At 60.0% G+C, this 16,892-nt stretch carries 14 protein-coding genes; 4 read left to right on the top strand and 10 right to left on the bottom strand.

Annotated elements, in window-relative coordinates; translation table 11 throughout:
* The first annotated feature begins 1,222 nt into the window (after positions 1-1,222).
* Positions 1,223-1,591, top strand: a complete 369-nt coding sequence (locus B9N72_RS15145; protein ID WP_085277142.1) for a DUF4156 domain-containing protein — start codon at positions 1,223-1,225, stop codon at positions 1,589-1,591.
* Positions 1,592-1,758: 167 nt separating this feature from the next.
* Here the strand turns inward: B9N72_RS15145 and B9N72_RS15140 are convergent, their stop codons facing one another.
* The 6 genes from B9N72_RS15140 to B9N72_RS15105 all read right to left on the bottom strand — a co-directional run bounded on the left by B9N72_RS15140 (position 1,759) and on the right by B9N72_RS15105 (position 10,489).
* Positions 1,759-4,125: a phage/plasmid primase, P4 family gene (locus B9N72_RS15140; protein WP_085277141.1), complete on the bottom strand. Its 2,367-nt coding sequence runs from the start codon at positions 4,123-4,125 to the stop codon at positions 1,759-1,761.
* Positions 4,122-4,472, bottom strand: coding sequence for a hypothetical protein (locus B9N72_RS15135; RefSeq protein ID WP_085277140.1), 351 nt, complete (start codon positions 4,470-4,472; stop codon positions 4,122-4,124). The genes B9N72_RS15140 and B9N72_RS15135 overlap by 4 nt, the downstream gene beginning before the upstream one ends.
* 328 nt (positions 4,473-4,800) lie before the next feature.
* Positions 4,801-5,508, bottom strand: coding sequence for a hypothetical protein (locus B9N72_RS15125; protein WP_085277139.1), 708 nt, complete (start codon positions 5,506-5,508; stop codon positions 4,801-4,803).
* A 553-nt stretch (positions 5,509-6,061) separates the two neighbouring features.
* Positions 6,062-7,909 carry a hypothetical protein gene (locus B9N72_RS15115; protein WP_085277137.1) on the bottom strand — a complete coding sequence of 616 codons (1,848 nt, stop codon included), beginning with the start codon at positions 7,907-7,909 and terminating at the stop codon, positions 6,062-6,064.
* A 199-nt stretch (positions 7,910-8,108) separates the two neighbouring features.
* Positions 8,109-9,380 carry a tyrosine-type recombinase/integrase gene (locus B9N72_RS15110; RefSeq protein WP_085277136.1) on the bottom strand — a complete coding sequence of 424 codons (1,272 nt, stop codon included), beginning with the start codon at positions 9,378-9,380 and terminating at the stop codon, positions 8,109-8,111.
* A gap of 242 nt (positions 9,381-9,622) precedes the next feature.
* Positions 9,623-10,489: a YicC/YloC family endoribonuclease gene (locus B9N72_RS15105; protein ID WP_085277135.1), complete on the bottom strand. Its 867-nt coding sequence runs from the start codon at positions 10,487-10,489 to the stop codon at positions 9,623-9,625.
* Between the two features lie 99 nt (positions 10,490-10,588).
* On the opposite strand from B9N72_RS15105, the gene B9N72_RS15100 reads away from it, so the two are divergent.
* The 3 genes from B9N72_RS15100 to rph all read left to right on the top strand — a co-directional run bounded on the left by B9N72_RS15100 (position 10,589) and on the right by rph (position 13,445).
* Positions 10,589-11,557: a serine/threonine protein kinase gene (locus B9N72_RS15100; protein ID WP_085277134.1), complete on the top strand. Its 969-nt coding sequence runs from the start codon at positions 10,589-10,591 to the stop codon at positions 11,555-11,557.
* 10 nt (positions 11,558-11,567) lie between these two features.
* On the top strand, positions 11,568-12,446 hold the full coding sequence (locus B9N72_RS15095) for a PP2C family protein-serine/threonine phosphatase (RefSeq protein ID WP_085277133.1): 879 nt from the start codon (positions 11,568-11,570) through the stop codon (positions 12,444-12,446).
* 282 nt (positions 12,447-12,728) lie between these two features.
* Positions 12,729-13,445 carry a ribonuclease PH gene (gene rph / locus B9N72_RS15090; RefSeq protein ID WP_085277132.1) on the top strand — a complete coding sequence of 239 codons (717 nt, stop codon included), beginning with the start codon at positions 12,729-12,731 and terminating at the stop codon, positions 13,443-13,445.
* Positions 13,446-13,493: 48 nt separating this feature from the next.
* On the opposite strand, the gene B9N72_RS15085 is transcribed toward rph, so the two are convergent.
* The 4 genes from B9N72_RS15085 to rstA all read right to left on the bottom strand — a co-directional run bounded on the left by B9N72_RS15085 (position 13,494) and on the right by rstA (position 16,822).
* On the bottom strand, positions 13,494-14,297 hold the full coding sequence (locus tag B9N72_RS15085; RefSeq protein WP_085277131.1) for a trypsin-like serine peptidase: 804 nt from the start codon (positions 14,295-14,297) through the stop codon (positions 13,494-13,496).
* Between the two features lie 74 nt (positions 14,298-14,371).
* Positions 14,372-14,692, bottom strand: a complete 321-nt coding sequence (locus B9N72_RS15080) for an acid-shock protein (protein WP_085277130.1) — start codon at positions 14,690-14,692, stop codon at positions 14,372-14,374.
* Positions 14,693-14,773: 81 nt separating this feature from the next.
* Complete coding sequence (gene rstB / locus B9N72_RS15075; protein ID WP_085277129.1) at positions 14,774-16,111, bottom strand: two-component system sensor histidine kinase RstB; 1,338 nt, start codon at positions 16,109-16,111, stop codon at positions 14,774-14,776.
* A 3-nt stretch (positions 16,112-16,114) separates the two neighbouring features.
* Positions 16,115-16,822, bottom strand: coding sequence for a two-component system response regulator RstA (gene rstA, locus B9N72_RS15070; RefSeq protein WP_085277128.1), 708 nt, complete (start codon positions 16,820-16,822; stop codon positions 16,115-16,117).
* Positions 16,823-16,892: the final 70 nt, after the last annotated feature.

The following is a 16,892-nucleotide window of genomic DNA, read 5'->3' as shown; positions in this document are numbered from 1 at the left end:
TGAACCAGGGGATGTGGATGATGCTAGCGATCCTGGTCTTTGCTGGTGCCGTCACTTGGTACGCCGATACTCATCGTGCCGAGGATGATGACCAGCCGAAAGAAAAGGAAGATCACATATAGGCCTACTTTGGGCTAGATTGCCCACAGTCAAATATGGAAGGCCTCCCCCTTGGCTCATTCTCCTCCTCCTATCTTCTGCTTGGCCTGATCCCTTGACCATCACCTGACTAACGTGGACTGCTAAGGCCATGCTTGCCATTGGGTTACTCGCAGCCCTACATGAAAAAACCAGCGCAAGGCTGGTTTTTTGGTTTTGTCATGTAAACATTGGAGGCTAGAGGGCCAAGCGGCCTGTTCTTGATTTCATCAGGTCAGCCTGCTTAGAGGTCTTTCGATCCATCCTTTGCTTTTGCCACGTGAAGTGCATCGCCGCTATTCAGTTCGCTATTTCTATCTGAATGAGTGCCTGTGTGCGTGAGTGACTACCTATATACGTGCTTTCTTGGCCATGTGGCCGCGCGCGTTTGGTGGCTGTATCGAAAGACGCACGCTACAATCGGCCATCTTCAGGCGCGGGAGTAATCTGTGATTCCTGTTCTTTTGTCTGCCCTGCTGGCCGTGGGGTCTATCCTGGCGGCCTTGGTGGCTGCTCTGGTATGTCTGGTATTAGGTAACCTTGGTCAGGCAATATTTTTCGCAGTCCTCGGCTTTGCGCTGTTCTGTTTCTTGTCGCCCACGTCGGACCAACTGCGCCGGGCCACAGCCACGTTGAAACACTGGCGCGAGACAATAGAGCAGAAGCCCAGCGAGTAAGCTAGACGGCTGGCCCTGGTGGCCGGCCTTTTTGTTACCCTGTGGGGCGGGCTTTGTGGCTCGCCCTTTTTGCGTCCTGGTCGCCTGTCCTGGGGGCCGGTGTAAGGGGCTCCCTCCAGGCAGAGTGTTGCCTGGTGGCCTTGTCTGGATGCGTGTGTACCTGGTGGCGTGCATATGGGCCTGCCCTAGTGCGTGTGTTTTATTATGTTAATGCGTGCATGCCTTGCCCTGGCCCGGCTTCGCGGCGGGAAAAGGGAAAAAGTCGAAAGGAGGGTGAGCGGGTCCCTCCTGGGGGTGACGGGGTGTCGGGGGGGCGCTGAGCCCCGTTCTTCATGAATTTTTCGGGCTCGCCTTGGCACCAGCCGGCATCCTCCAGTATGCTTTCCGCATCAGAAAATGGAGTGAATATGAACAAGGCGATACTGGGTGCTGCTTGTGCTCTCGTTTTGGCTGGCTGTTCGGCCATCCCTGTGCGTCCTGAGGCTGCTTTTGTAGAAATCGTCAACGAGCCACCGCCGAAAGCCTCCTGCAAATTCCTCGGTGAGGTCGTTGGGAGCCAGGGCAACTGGTTCACTGGCGACTACACGTCGAACAAGAACTTGCTAATCGGGGCTAGGAATGACATGAGAAACCAGGCATATGAGCTGGGCGGGAACGTGGTCTACATCCAGGATATGAAGAACACAAACGCCTGGGGTTCGCTTGGAACGACAAACACGACTGCGGTGGGTAGGGCGTATAGGTGCCCGCAAGTAGCTGGTAGCCAAGGGTCTTGACCGTTTCCGCCCAAATGCTAATTTCGATAGTGGGTACATGTCGGCCGAGGGGTGAATTGTCGCAGTGCGGCAAGTGCGGCAAATCGCGTGATTTACATAAACTTTCCTATATCGCTCATATAAGGAAGTTTTGGTAAACCGGGCCATTTGCCGCACTTGCCGCACTGTTACAACTCGTCGTCCCTCCACTCGTCAAAGGACAGCCCCATCACAAACCGATTGCTGTTGCTTCGGCGTGTTTGGTAGCCGCGATTAGCAAGCTGCCGCCCGAACACGCTTCGGCTAGGGATGTTTACGCCGGCCTCACGCAAGAATCGACAATAGCTCTCGTGCAGCACTCCAACCGGCGTTTCCTCGCGTGGGCGAACCTTGCAGCAGCTCTCTAGCCACTCCCCCATCAAATCGGTATCGCGGCGATATTCATCTGAGGCCGTACGGATGGAGTCAGGGATGCCTAATCCGTCGCGCCGCCAGGCAATGCAGCCGTTCACCATCCACCCAAGGATGCCATCTCGTTCCGCTTCGAGAATTCGCCGCTCAAGGTCGGGAATGCGCTCATGCTCGGCGAACTGTCGCTTGAATGGGATTAGCACCATTCGCCGCCAGAAGCCATCGCCAGAATCCATGGCGCCTGGTTGATGATTGCCTCGGAGAAAAATCTTGTGCGTTGGCATGAATTGATAGCTTTCGCCATACAGAGCCCGCGCGCCGATGGGGTCTCGTGCAACCAGTTCTTTTAGGCGTGCATCGTCGAACACATCATGGCTCCCTACCTCATTGATGAGCGCCAATCGAGAGCCGGGCAGCCGGATTTTTTCTCGCTCGCCTTCGCTGTTTTGTCCGCGAAGATCGCGTGTCAGCAACGATGACCGGACATTCACTGCGTATTCGCCGAATACAGCATGCAGGACATTCGCAAAAACACTTTTGCCGTTTGCTCCTTGACCGAAAAGGAAAAACATTTTTTCCTCGTCAACCAGACCAGTAAGGGTGTAGCCGACAGCACGTTGGACAAATCCAAGCACCGCCTCGTCCCCCTCGAACACGTCATGTAAGAAGTTCAGCCATCGAGGGCACTGTGCTCCTTGGTTGAAAGCCGCGCCGGCTTGGCGGGAGATGCGCATTTCCGGGCTGGCCCGCAGTAGGGTGCCGGTTCTCAGGTCGACAACGCCGTTACGCACACCGAGAAGCAAAGGATTTGCGTCTAACTGGCCAGGGTTGCTAATGCTCATACCGGGCTCGGTTGATGCAACGCGCAACAACGCCTCGTGACGTTTCTCATTGCGAAAAACGCTGGTTGCTTGGCGCCAATCGTCTCGTGTTCGGTCGGTCGGGTTGGCCTTCATCGCTGCTTGAGCATCGTCCAGCCCTTCCAGGGCGACCTGCCTCGCTGCGGCACGCTCCTCTCCCTGTTCGCACTTTGCCCAGCGCATCCCATCCCATTGAAGCCAAACCTTGTCCGAATGAATGAACAAAAATTGCCCGCGATGCTTTTCGGCGAATCGGTGTCCGTTGTCTGCGTCCCCGTGAAAGTCATGCAGAGAGACATCGCTGCGAGGGTCTTTCCAGCCGGCTTGCTTGGCATACTGGAATAGAGTGCCTAGCGATACCCCGCCATCAACTTTCAGCCCTTCGCAGTCTCGCGTGAAATCCTGCTCGTTAAACAGGCTACAGGGCTGTCCACACATGCTCCCATCGGCCCACTCTTCGGCCATCTGCTTCCAGTCATCCCAGCCGGTAGATTGCAAAGCCATCAGAACGCGCAGGTAAGTATCGCGGCCACAATCCGGGCTTATTGCCTCAAGAGCCGAACGCACGATTTCGACTTTCTCAGGCGTCTCAGGCTCACGCGGATCAAGGAGAGAAAGAGCGTCTTCCAAATCCCTCGAATGGGAGATTGGATATACCGGAGTTGCCTGCGCTGCCCATTCATCTGGCAGAGGTGGCAGCTCTGGTATATCCAATGGGCTAAATCCACGTTCCCATCGATACTGTTTGCCGCTGGGGTGTGTACTCGGCTCCACGATGAAGAAGCGATCACCATGTAACAAGTCGATGCCTAGTCCCAACTTGCCCGGCAAACGTTGCCCATCGTGAGCGCGGAAAACATAGTGCCAGCCATCTCCCCCGGTCCGGGCAATGGCACAACCATAGTCTGGCAACCATCCCCGCTCATTTTCTTGCTCGGCGAGTGCATCATGGCCGCCATTGCGAGGGTCAACATCGATCACCGTAACGCCAGATAGGCCGCAATGTACGCCAATACCGGCTTTCGGAAACTGCTGCCACCATTGTCGAACCATCTGCGGGTCGCAGGATGCTTTGTTTTGCCATTCTCCGATTAGCGGCACCTTCGCTCCAGGTTTGATTGGTAGCACGTGCCATCCAAGCGAGGCGTACCTCAGCGCTTTAGCCAGAGGGGTTTCATGCAGGTAGGTCACAGGGGTGGTAACCGTTGGCACCTGGACTGATACAGCGTGACGGCTTTCTCCATCCGGCTGTTGTTCATTGCCTTGGATACGCTCGGGTATCATGTCTTCCGCCCCTTCTTAATACGTCGCCATGCCGGCTGGGTGTAAAGCACGGGGCCGTCGATAAGCTGATACCGTGCGCTCTCCCAGATGATTATTTTTGCCAGATCGATTTCAAAAAACGGGATAGCAATGATGGAAATGCATGGCATGACAGGGATAAATGCATCCGGGTTGTCGATCAAGCGGCACATCTCGTGGTGTAATTGAAAACGATGCTGGTTACTCATTGGCAGAAATTCAGCCAAGCGTTCGGTGAGTTCCCATCCTATGAGTTGGCCATGAATGTGTTGCTTGATCTCCAGTGCTCTTGCTGCGTAACGGCGCTCTCGCTTGTGAAACTTGCTCATTTCGCCTCCGGTTACAGCGCAATCCCACGCGCGGCACAGAATTTCACTAGCGATTGGTGTGTGATGCCAGAAGCCTTGGGTCCGACCTTTACCAATTCGAGCTCTCCAGCTCCTACCAGGCGGTAGAGCGTAGCGCGGGAGACCCCAAGGCGCTTAACGGTTGGGTTGATGCGGTGAAACAGCGGCGCTGTGTGCTCTAAAGCGTTTGAAGAATTCATGTTGATACACTCCCAGACAAGACGCCGCAATATGCGGCGTGTTGGGTGCATCATGGGGGATTGCGCCGGGTAAGAGGGAGGGCAACTGTCCGGACACTTTCCCCTTGATATCATTGACGGCTCATGCGTCGGATTTCTTTCGCAGCTTCTTTCGGAACCAGGTCAGTCAGCCCTGCCGTAAGTGCTTCGCGGATGGCTTGGGCATGATTAACCTCGAAGCCTTCTGCAGTCATCACAGACTCAACAAGGTCGCGGTGCTTTGGAGCAGCATGCCCCCCTAGCCCTGTTGCTCGCAGAACTGCTTGCGGACGTTTTTTCTGTCGCTCACGATTCTCTTTGCTCGCTTCTTGTCGTCCCGGGGTGAGTCCTGCTGCACGGATGGCGCCTGCGAGGGATTGCGCATAGATCAGCGTTTCCTCGTTGCGGTTGCCATTGGCCAAGAGAGTTAGGAAATGCTCGGCTGCTACCCGGGTCTTGCTGCGTAGCTCCGAAGAACGGTTGTCCGGCGCATAGTGATTCTGCTCAAAATGGTCGAGTAGCAATTGGAGTTCGTATGAGAGCTCAAGGTTAATCTCGGTGCTTACCTTATTCCGTACCGCTTGAAGCGCGTGGTCCGGCCCGTGTCGCAAGATATTTTGAAGAGCAGGAAATGGCTCGATGCCTAGCTCAACAATGGCGTTCACCGATGCGATGCATAATTCTGCATCTTGCCGTGACCGTATCTGTGCCACAGCCTTTCGTAGCTGTGCCGCTTGCTCTGCCGCAATGCGCGCCTGCTCTTCTGCGCGTTGTACGATCTGGGAGAGAGAATCCATCATGCCGCTCCCAAGGAGCGTGCTTCATACAAATGAATCACTTTGCCTTCCTTACGGATGGTGTCGCAATGCGTGGACCAGTCGGCCATCATGCGACGCCGCTTTCTGAATATGTCACCGTGTCGATAGACCGCTTCGACCTTATCGCCCTCGGTATGCGTTAGTGCCATTTCGGCCATGTCGTGAGGGTAATTGGTGGCCTATGCCCCCCAGTCGTGGAATGAAGAACGGAAGCCATGGGCGGTCTGGTCTGCGCGCTTTATACACTTCAAAACGGCGGTCAGGGACATGTCGGATAGTAGCTTGCCATCCTTCCTGCCAGGAAGCGCCAGCGTATCTGTTGCCGGCTCTTGTTCGGCTTTTCTGGACAGTAGTATGCGGAGAGCCGCTTCGGGCAGCGGGACCCGATGCTCTTTACCTGCCTTCGGCCGTCCGTCGGATATGGTCCAGATGCCGGTCTGCATACGAACGATGCCGGTAGCACAGGCTATTCAGATGCACCTTCCGAAATCCATATTCGGGGGCGCATGTCCCCCGCTGTAGCGATATTGTCAGACTATTTGGGTATATCTCCGATATTGAGCGAATGCTCGACTGGATGGGGACCATGGTTGCTGCCGCTGAAGAACTCCCGTGCCGCAATAGCATATGCAACCAGCGCTTCGATCCGTGGGTCGCCGTACTCCTCCGCCAGCTCACGTAGGGCTTCGTCTGATGCCAAGAGGTGTCTGCTTTGGGAATTCTGTCCCGCATTGCTCGGGTTGCGGGAAAGATGGCGGTCGAGCAATCGGTGCCATGTGTTGCCAGGGCTTAGGTTAAACCCCGCATCTTCTTCCGCATCAAGCATGATGTCGAATAGCACTTCTGTCACAGCACAGCGAGGAATGTCTTTGATGCGTGACCATTTCTTGGTCTGACTTCGAGGTTGCCCCGACAGGGATACGATCTTGGATGGCACGGTGTTAGTGGCATGAGCGTGAGACTTGCACCTGTCGCTCTGGAGAAAAGCAGCAGCATTCATATAAGCTGATGAGATCATGTACCAGATTTCAGATGTGCTGAACCCATCGAGCAATTTTTGGAAAATTGCTCGCAGCTTCTCTTCGTTCGGTAAGCCAAGATTGTAGAATCCTGCGCGCTCCTCGGTATAGGCCATACACTCCGCTGTGGCGATGTCCTTCCACAGTGGTAACAGTTCCTCCGTCCATCTTTCCTGCCAATAGCCGTTTCGGAATTTCGCGATGATAGCCGATAGTAATTTTGACGGCTCCGCTCGGCTTTCCCCATCCAAGGTGACATTGGTGAGATAAGTCACTTTGCCCATGAAATAGGTATTGATATCGTCATCCTCGAAAGCATTAAGCTGCGATTTCTCTGCATCAACATAAATGACCGAGGATTTCGTCAGTGTTCGCATCCAGTCCCACTTATGCCTGTCCTGAGGAGTGAGGTGCATGCGTTCAACATTCGGTGCCAGTACTATATGGGGACGATCTTCCGAAGTTCGGCTCCACAGCATTCCGAGTAAGCAGACAATCTGCTGCAGGGAGAGATTGTTGATATCGGCTAGCTGCTTTGGAGAGCTATACGCTCGAAGGATTCTCTGGCGCTTACGAGCAGGGTCACTGTTACGCTCGCGCTCGCATTGTTTGCAGGTACACGGCGACATACCTTCTATGTCAGAAAATTCGGAGATCGAGTAGGTGAGCCCGAAGTCCTCCTCTTCCCATGTACCGTTTCGTACGATTTGAACTAAAGCATCGTGGCCGCAATTGCTACAGCTCATCAGACGCTCAGCGTAGCCCTCAAAATATTCCACTTGGCTCATAGCGTCGAAGTTGTAGCCATGGTCACAATGTCGGCATCGCCCCCGCGTTATTTCCCCGTTGAGTTTTGCCGCGAATTCAACGGGGTCAACATTGATCGCATACTCTTTTACGAGTGCCGAACAGTCCTCCTGAGAGTAGTAGCGCTTTAGCAATTCTCTTACAGTAGTACGAGTCAGGTGTCCCAATACCCACTGGCTGTTGGGCTTCATGGGTTTATGCCAATAAGCACAGGTCTGGCAGAAGCCGTCCGTGTCCACGTGGCGAGAGCGCTTCTGGAAACGCTGATAGTCGGAGCGTGAAGTCAGTATTGGCCCAGTTCCGCAATGAACGCAGGTGAGGTCTGCTTGCGTCAATATGGCAGTGGCAGGGAGGGTTGTGAGGTACTGAGAGACCTTTCCGGAGGAAGGGCCGAGAGCTGCGCTGATTTGTTGAACGGCCTCTGCAAACTTGCCATCCTTTCGAGTCCAGTAGCGGACCAAGATGTCAAGGTCGGACGAACTCACTGCATCCCTTGAGTATATGAGACGGATGTTTTCAGGCATATCAGCATGTTCGAATTCATCGTCTCTTTTCATGATGCAGCTCCTATTCCAAATTGTCGTGACATTGTACTTGTAGCGTTATTTGCATGCTTGTTCGCGCGCAGTAAGACACTGAAAGCCGGCAAGAAGCGCAGAATTGCGAAGACGGTGGAAAAGTACGGGTTTCCTGCGGCGCCAGGCGGGCAGGGGTCCCGCTTTTCGATTGGCCGATCTAGGAGCGGCAAAGTTGGTGTCAGGCTCGTTTCTTCTTGGCCTTGGTAATCGGCGTCACGTTGTACGCCTCGCCCTTGTCGAGCGCACCTAGCATCGCAGCCCACTTGTTCAGTGCATCGCACCGTTCGTTGAAATAGTCGTGCCGGTTATAGATGCCCTCTACGCCCTTGATTTTGTGGTTCAGGCAGCGCTCGGCTACCACGGGGTCAATGCCCAGGTCGGCTAAGTGGGTGCGTGCGGTGCGGCGCAGGTCGTGTACGGTGAAGGCAGGCACGCCAGGCATGTGTGGCTTGAGCTTGCCCAGCGCAGTGCCGATGGTGCCTTCGTGGATGTGCGGCAGCATGCGGTGCTGCATCTTGCGGGCGGGTAATACCCAGGAGCTCGGCTCGGATAGCTGGCGCAGCTCTTGAAGCCATTCAATAGCCAGTATTGGCAGCGGGATGTCGATCGGTGCTCCGGTCTTGGTACGCTCGCCCGGCAGGCGCCACACGGCATCATCGAAGTCGAACTCCTCCCAGCGTGCGGCGCACAGTTCCATCTTGCGTACGCACAACAGGAGCAGTAGGCGGATGGAAAGGTCATTCTCCCGGCTGAAGCCTTTGGCTTCCTTCATTGCTGCGAGCAGCTTAGCCAGCTCATCACGGGTTAGCCAGCGGTCGCGTGCCTCCTCTTTGCCACCCGCGTCGTTCACATCGAAGGCAGAGGCAGGGTTGTGCTCGATCATGTGGCGCTTGATCGCGTAATCGAACATACGGCGCGTCCAGCGCAAGGTATCGTTGGCGATGCTCGGTGCCCCGCGCTTGACGATGGCCTGTAGCATGTCATCCACATGGCGTGGCTTTACATCCTCCACCTTCATCTTGCCCAGGTGCGGACCAATGTCTTTGTCGATCCGGCGGCGCACGATGTCCGGGTGTTTCCAACGGCTGAGAATCATCCGCTCGTAATACTCGTTCGCCAGCGCCAGCATGGTGATGGCGTTTTTCTCGTCCTCGATCTTGGCTAGGGCGGCTGCCTTGCTCTCTTGCTTCTCGCCGGCCACGTCATGGCCAAGGGCTACACGGGCAGCAAGGGTTTTGACGGCCTCGCGGGCCTTGGCAAGGGACAACTCGGCGTAAGTGCCAATCTGCATCGTGCGCGGCTTGCCTGCGAACTTGTAGCGATAGCGCCAGACCGGCGTCTTGTCGTTCTCACGGTAACGGAGCCATAGGCCGTCACCGTCGCCACGACCCTCGAAGCGCTCTCCTGCCTTGATCCACGCTTTGATTTGCATGTCGGTCAGCTTGCCCATGGTTTGTACCTCGAATACTGAGTTGGTCCGCATGCCCCGCGCTGCTGCTAGGGCACCAAAAATCTAAACATTGAACGGAAGGGTGTACCCAATCGGCGTTGCGAAAAATGCTATGGGTACACGCTTGGGTACGCGGCAATTATGCGCTTTGTTGAAATGAATTGATACATCATGAAACGACAAAGCCCCGATTTACGGGGCTTCTGTGCTCTCGGCGAGATGAGGTGAGATGCTGTGAGGTATTACTCGATGTTCTGAATCTGCTCGCGCATCTGCTCGATCAGCACCTTGAGTTCCACCGAGGCCTGGGTGGTTTCGGTCGATACCGATTTGGAGCCGAGGGTGTTGGCTTCGCGGTTGAGTTCCTGCATCAGGAAGTCGAGGCGCTTGCCGGCCTGGCCCCCCGCCTTGAGAATGCGGCGGACTTCGCTCAGGTGGGTGCTCAGGCGCGACAGTTCCTCGTCGACATCGATCTTCTGGGCGAACAGGGCGAATTCCTGCTTGAGGCGGTCTTCGTCGACGCTCTCCAGCGCGTCGCGCAGGCGGTTGGACAGCTTCTCCATGTAGGCGGCCAGGATTTGCGGCAGCTTGGGCTTGAGGCCGGCAACGATGGTTTCGATCGAGGCGACCCGCTCCAGCAGCACCGCCTTGAGCTTTTCGCCCTCGCGTTCGCGCGAGGCGTTGAAGTCGGCCAGCGCCTTGGTCAGGCTTTCCAGGCACAGCTGTTGCAGCACTTCGGGCTTGAGTTCGTTCGATTTCATCACGCCGGGCCAGCGCATCAGTTCGCCCAGCGACAGGGTGTCGGCTTCCGGCGCGCTTTGCTTGATGGCACGGGAGACAGCCAGCAACTGCTGCAGCAGCTCGTGGTTGACTTCCAGCGTGGGGGTGGCGTTTTCCAGCTGGTTGAAGCCGACGCGGCATTCGAGTTTGCCGCGCGTGACCTTGGCGCCGATCATTTCGCGCAGGGGGGCTTCGATGACGCGCAGCTCTTCCGGCAGGCGCATCTGGACGTCCAGGTAGCGGTGGTTGACGGCGCGCAGTTCCAGATTGAGCATGCCACCGGGAAATTCCCTGCTAATGGCGGCGAAGCCTGTCATACTTAAAATCATGCTGAACTCCCGGTTAAACTGGACAAATATCAAAACCGGGCCCGAATTGCTTTGCTAAGCTCAATCCATGGCCCCGGACACTATAGCAACAGCCATCCTATGACTCAATCCAGGCAAGAAACCGCATTGCCGGCTGGCTATCGTCTGGCCGATTACACCATCGTCCGCCTGCTTTCCGTGGGCGGGTTCAGCGTGGTCTATCTGGCTCTGGATGACGACGACCAGAAATTCGCCATCAAGGAATACCTGCCCGGCCACCTGGCGTGCCGCGGCGACAATGGCCAGGTGACGGTGCAGCACGAGCTTGACCAGGAGGCGTTCAACCTAGGGTTGAAGTGCTTTTTCGAGGAAGGGCGCATCCTGGCCGGGATCAACCACCCGAACGTGGTGCGGGTGGCCAATTTCTTCCGCGCCAACCAGACGGTCTACCTGGTGATGGAGTACGCCGATGGCCGTCCATTGACCCGCGAGCTGGAGATTGCCGGCGGGCGGCTCGACGAGCGTCGCATCCGGCGCTGGTTCGCCGCGCTCTTGTCCGGCCTGCGCGAGGTCCATCTGCACCGCCTGCTGCATCTGGACATCAAGCCGGCCAACATCTACCTGCGGCGCGGCGGCGGTCCGCTATTGCTGGACTTCGGCGCCGCGCGCCAGACGCTGAACCAGCGCAGCAGGGAGTTCGCCTCGATGTACACGCCGGGCTACGCGGCGCCGGAACAGTACAAGAGCGATATGGCGCAGGGGCCATGGACCGATGTCTACGCCTTGGGCGCCTGTCTCTACACCTGCATGGGGGGCGGCACGCCGCAAGGGGCGAAGGAGCGTGCGGTGAAGGACTTGCTGGAACCGGCCTCCCGGCGCTTTGTGCGCCATTATTCGCGCGAGTTGTGCGAGCTGGTCGATCGCTGCCTGGACATGGAGCCCGAGCGGCGGCCGGCGACCCTGATGGAGGTGCAAAAGCGGCTGATGGACCCCGATTACAGTGAGCCTGTCGTCCTTTCCGAGCCGCAGGCGGTGACGCACAAGCTGGCCGGCTGGCTTCGCAGCCTGACGGGCAGTCGTTCTTCCTGAAAGTGTGTGCATGAAATTGTCGATCTTCCAGGACAGCCGCGTCGGCGGCCGTTCCTACAATCAAGACCGTGTGGTGATCGCCCACTCGCTGGAGTCGGTGCTGCTGGTGGTGGCCGACGGCATGGGCGGCCACTTGCAGGGCGAGGTGGCGGCGCAGATCACCATCGATCTGATGAGCGAGTTGTTCTACCAGCAGGCCACGCCGTCGCTGAGCCATCCCAACCGCTTTCTGGTCAACGCCATCAGTTCGGCCCATCAGGCGATTCTCGATTACGCCACCGAGCACCATCTGCCCGAGGTGCCCAGTACCACGGTGGTGGCGGCGGTGATTCAGCAGGACATGCTGTATTGGTGCCATGTCGGCGATTCCCGGCTGTACCTGCTGGACAACAGCGGCCTGCGGTTGCGCTCGCGCGATCATTCGCAGGTGCAGCGGCTGATCGACCAGGGGCTGTTGACCGAGGAGGGCGCGCGCACCCACCCCGACCGCAACAAGATCTACAACTGTCTGGGGGCCTCGTCTGACCCGGACATCGACATCGGCGAACGCCAGCTGCTGTTCCCGGGCGCCTCGGTGCTGCTCTGTTCCGACGGCCTGTGGTCGCAGATACAGGATGCCGAGCTGACCAAGGTGTTTGTCGGCCGCGCCGTCAGCCAGGTGCTGCCGGCGTTGATGAACGTGGCGGAGCGGCGCGGTGGCCGGCACGGCGACAATCTGTCGGCGGTGGCGGTGACGTTGCTGGACGAGGCGCTCGACGTCAGCCAGCGCAGCGATGTGCTGGATACCCACATGGCGCTGAGTCGGCGCCGCTCGTCGACGCAGGCGCGGGTGCAGGAAGAGGAGATGCATCGCGAAATCCTGGCGAGCCGGCCGGACAAGCCCGCGTGAGAACCTGTTAACGATCTTGCTGCGCATCCCTGACCGGGGCTCATGTGCGCTGCGTGCGAATCTTTCACTGAGCAAATCTCTCGCTGAGCCAATCTTCGATTGGCTCAGCGAGAGATTTGCACGCAGGGATTCGCTCAGCGATCGGAAATCCTCATGGACTCCAGCCCATTCCGGTTTCTGTGCTGCTCTTCACCCTGCTGAGGGCTGCTCGCGACAGATCGTGAACAGGTTCTGAGGGGGAGCGGGGTATAATCCCCGTTTTGACGTCAACGGACTGTGACCATGCGACCTTCTTCCCGCCCCAACGATGCCCTGCGCCGGGTGACTTTGACCCGCGGCTATACCAAGCACGCCGAAGGTTCGGTGCTGGTCGAGTTCGGCGACACCAAGGTGATCTGCACCGCCAGCGTCGACGAGAGCGTGCCGGGCTTCCTCAAGGGCAAGGGTCAGGGCTGGGTGACCGCGGAATACGGCATGCTGCCGCGCTCCACCGGTAGCCGCATGCGCCGCGAGGCGGCCAGCGGCAAGCAGTCCGGGCGTACCCAGGAGATTCAGCGCCTGATCGGCCGCAGCCTGCGCGCGGTGGTCGACCTGGGCAAGCTGGGCGAGCGCCAGATCCAGATCGACTGTGACGTGATCCAGGCCGACGGCGGCACGCGTACCGCCAGCATCACCGGCGCCTTCGTCGCGCTGCACGACGCCATCAGCGGCCTGATCGCGCAGGGCAAGCTGCAGGAAAACCCGATCCGCGATTTCGTGGCGGCGGTGTCGGTTGGGGTGTTCGAGGGGCGCCCGGTGCTGGACCTCGACTACCTCGAGGACTCCGCCTGCGAGACCGACATGAACGTGGTGATGACCGGCAGCGGCCATTTTGTCGAGGTGCAGGGCACCGCCGAGGGGGTGCCGTTCAGCCGCGCCGAACTGGACGCCATGCTGCGCCTGGCCGAGCAGGGCGTGGGCGAGCTGATCGCGATACAGAAGGCGGCGCTGGCCGGCTAGAGCCGAGGGCTCGATTGACAGCAAAAACCGCCCGCGAGGCGGTTTTTGCTATTTGGGGCCCGAGAGGAAGCGGCGCAGGGCCGGCAGGAAGGCGGGGGTCGACAGCGCCATGTTGTCGGCGCGGTGGCGCCAGCGCGCGTCCGGTGCCGAGCTCTGGATAGCGACCAGCCGCGGCTGGCCGGCCACCTCGAGCAGTAGCGGCGAGCCGCTGTCGCCGGGCAGCGTATCGCAACGGTGGGCGAGGCGGCCGTCGGCCTCGAGCCGGGTGGCGCGGCAGTGGCGGTGCAGCATCAGCCGGTCGGGGAAGTCTTCCGGGTAGCCGGCCTGATTGACGCGCCAGCTGGCCCGGGTCAGCGCTTGGCGCAAGGCGGCGCGGTCGCCGTCGAACGGCACGACGGTGTGTTCCGCCGAGAGCAGGGGCGCGTCGAGCCGGACGAAGGCGACGTCGTAGCGCGCCACGGCGGGCGGGACGATCAGGTCGTCCCCCTGGCGGATCAGCCCGCGCAACAGGCGCCGGTCGAGCCAGACGCGGCGGGCGGCGGCGTGGCGGGTACTGTTCTGGCCGTCCAGTGCCAGGGTGAAGCGTAGCGCCGGGTCGAGCCGGCCGTGGGGGCCGACGAAGCAGTGTCCGGCGGTGAGCGCCACGTCGGGGGCGACCAGCGTGGCGGTGCACAGGTTGCCCGAGGCGGTTTCGAGCTGGCCGATGGCCTGCCAGGGGCCGTGGTCCGGGTGCACGCGTACCCGGTCGTCGTGGCCGAAGAACAGGGTGCGCCGTTCCGCGCTCAGGGTGCCGGCGCCGGCGGCGGGAAGCAGGCTGGCGAGCAGCAGGGCGGTCAACAGTCGGGTGGACATGGCGATCCAATGCGAAACGGGGCGCCGTGGCGCCCCGTTGTGCTGGGTTGGAGCAGGCGGTGGCCTGTTCCGGCTTAGTTAGCCGCAGCCGGCTTCTTCACCATCACTTTGTGATGCTTGTGGTGCTTGACGATCTTGTGATGCTTTTTCAGTGCCTGGGCTTTTTGCGCCGGAGCGGAAGCGGCTTTTTTCTCTACCATCGGCTTTTTCACGGCCTTCTTGGCGCGGGACTTGTGAATCTTTTTCATCGCCGGTTTCATTGCCGGCTTGGCGGCCGGGGCGGAGGCTTCGGCTTTCACCGCCGGGGATGCCGGGGTGACCGGGGTGGCGGCGAAGCTGCCGAGCGAGGTCAGGCCGAAGGCAGCGGAGAGGGCGAGCAGGGTCAGCTTTTTCATGGTGTTACTCCTTGTGAAACCGTGAGGGTTCGAGTCTGTTGTGGTCTCGGTTGGCTGTGTGGGCCTTCCATGAGCTGTATCCTAGGCGCGCCCGTTTCCGGCGTCTGTGAGTGGAATGTTTCCCTGTGTAACGCTATGTACGCCCGCCGTGCCGGGCCAGCGCAGCACGAAGCGGGCGCCGCCCAGCGGGCTGTCTTCGATGCCGAGCGTGCCCTGATGCGCACGCGCGATGCCCTGTACGATGGAGAGTCCGAGGCCGTGCCCGCCGCTGTCGCGGCCGCGGCTCTGGTCGAGGCGCACGAACGGCTCCAGCACGTGCTCGCGTTCTTCCGCCGGGATACCGGGGCCGTCGTCGTCCACGCGCAGGCAGTAGCCGTCGGCGTCCTGTTCCAGTTGCACGCGCACCGTGTGCTGGGCGTAGCGGCGTGCGTTGCTGAGCAGGTTGTCGAGGGCGCGCGACAGCAGGTAGCGGTCACCCTCCAGGTCGATCTCGCCGAGGCTGTCGTCGCGCCAGTCGATGCCGCTGGCCAAGGGCGCCTGTTCGGCCAACCTTTCGGCCACCCATTCGCGGGAATCGAAGCAGCTCAGTGTCAGCGGGACTTGCGGACGGTCGAGACGGGCGTGCAGCAGCAGTTCCTGCAGCAGCGAGTCGATGGCGGCGAGGTCGCGCTCGATGGCCTGGCGCGGCGGGCTGTCCGGGTCGCCGTCCAGCAGCGCCAGGCGGTAGCGCAGCCGCGCCAGCGGCGTGCGCAGCTCGTGCGCCACGGCGTCGATCAGCGCCTTGCGCCCGGCCAGCAGTGCGCCGATGCTGTCGGCCATGCGGTTGAACGCCTCGCCCACCCGGCGCACCCCGGAGCCGGGCGGCAACTGCACCCGCGCGCTGAGGTCGCCTTCGGCCAGGCGCACGGCGGTCTGCTCCAGCTGCATCAGCTGGTTCCAGTGCGGCCGCAGCCACAGCAGCACCGGGATGCCCAGCGACAGGCCGACCAGCAGCAGCAGCACGTAATCCACCCATTTGAGCTGGTGCAGGAAGAACAGGTAGCGCAGCGGGCCCGCCACCAGCAGGAAGTGGCTGTTGGGGATGCGCTGCAGGAACAGGAAGTTGTCTTCCAGCATCACGATTTCGCCGCGTGCCAGCGCGGCGCGGGCGTCGTCGTCCAGGGTGTAGGCGGCATCGCCCTCGATGCGCAGCGGGAAGGTCAGGCCGTGGTCGAACTCCTCCAGCGTTTCGCTCCACAGCTCCGGCGGCACGCCCTTGAGCTCGCTCTGGATCATCGACAGCGAGGCGCCGAGGAGGTCGGACAGGTAGCGCTCGCCCACCTTGTCCACCGCCTGCTTGTAGACCACGCCGACCAGCAGCACGCCGCCGAGGAAGCACGCCATCAGCATCAGGTAGAACTGCACGAACAGGCGGCGCATGGTTCAGTTCCAGCCGGCCGGGGCGAACAGATAGCCCTTGTTGCGCACGGTCTTGATGCGGAAGGGTTCGGCGGGGTTGTCGCCGAGCTTCTTGCGCAGCCGCGAGATGGCGACGTCGATGCTGCGGTCCAGCCCGTCGTATTCCATGCCGCGCATCTCCTTGAACAGCACCTCGCGGTCCAGGATTTCGCCGGCGTGACTGGCCAGCAGCCACAGCAGATCGAAGTCGGCGGTGGAGAGGGGGACGTGCTCCCCGCCCAGCGTCACTTCGCGGCTGATCGGGTCGATGCTGAGCTGGCCGAACTGCTTGCGCGTCATGGCGGCCGGCGTTTCGGCGGCGCTGGCAGGGCGGTGCTGGCGCAACTGGGCACGCAGGCGTGCCGCCAGCACCGCCGGTGGCGTGGTTTTCAGGATGTAGTCGTTGGCGCCCAGTTCCAGGCCGAGGATTTGCTGCATGTCGCTATCGAGCGAGGTCAGCATCACGATCGGGCCGGCGAAGTCGGGGCGCAGTTCGCGGCACAGCGTCAGGCCGTCCTTGCCGGGCAGCATGATGTCGAGCAGGACCAGGTCGGGTTGGGCGGCGGCGATGGCGGCGAGCGCGGTGTCGCCGCGCGGCTCGATCTGCACTTCCATGTCGTGGCGCGACAGGAAGTCGCGGATCAGCTCGGCCAGTTCGGCGTCGTCTTCGACAAAAACCAGGCGGTAGTTCATGGGCATTTTGCGAGGGGATGGGATGGCTGGCAGTATCGTCCTTGTTCCGTCTGGGCTCAAGCCAGCGCCG

Origin of the sequence: Pseudogulbenkiania subflava DSM 22618 (assembly GCF_900177275.1) — a bacterium.
Lineage (GTDB): Bacteria > Pseudomonadota > Gammaproteobacteria > Burkholderiales > Chromobacteriaceae > Pseudogulbenkiania > Pseudogulbenkiania subflava.
Note: the sequence above shows the minus strand (reverse complement) of the source record. Positions and strands in the feature narration are given on the sequence as shown.